Source organism: Pseudomonas sp. 43(2021) (genome assembly GCF_017490805.1).
Lineage (GTDB): Bacteria > Pseudomonadota > Gammaproteobacteria > Pseudomonadales > Pseudomonadaceae > Aquipseudomonas.
Window position 1 is genome coordinate 1 of sequence record NZ_JAFGYJ010000360.1, and the last position, 488, is coordinate 488.

Here is a 488-nt window from a genome sequence, read left to right on the forward strand (position 1 = left end):
GTGTAGCGCAGGGCGGTGGTGCGGCTCTGCGGCAGCTGGTACGTGCACAGCCATTGCCGTCGCGCCAACGCGTGAGCGAATTGCTGGAGTTTGCACCGGTGCAGGTAACGGCTGTTCCGGCCAGCGCCCAATACGTACAAGCGGGGCTGCGAGGCGGCGGCGATGTCAACCCGACGTTGACAAAATCCGTTGAAGAGCGTGTCCGTGATCTTTATCCGCAGCTTGCCGAACAAGAACTGGCCATGTTCATTTCCGACCGTCTGAAGTCGGACCCAGCCAGGGTCTTGGCTCGCCTGGAGACAGAATTGGCAACACTGCGCAATGAGTTGGCGATCTGGAGTGCGCAAGGATTGTCGACCCGCACGGATTCATCGCAGGGCGCACCGCAAACCGCAGAGCAACGGCTGGCTCGCGAGCGGTTCAGCGCAAAGCTGCAGGATATCTGGCAGCGCAAGTCGGTTTCGAGGTGGGGGTTCGGTGACTATCAT

The 488-nt window shown here is 60.9% G+C and carries 1 protein-coding gene; it reads left to right on the plus strand.

Annotation, left to right across the window (positions count from 1 at the left end):
- Positions 1 to 71: 71 nt before the first annotated feature.
- On the plus strand, positions 72 to 488 hold a 417-nt coding region (locus J5M71_RS27640; RefSeq protein WP_207838743.1), incomplete at its 3' end, for a hypothetical protein.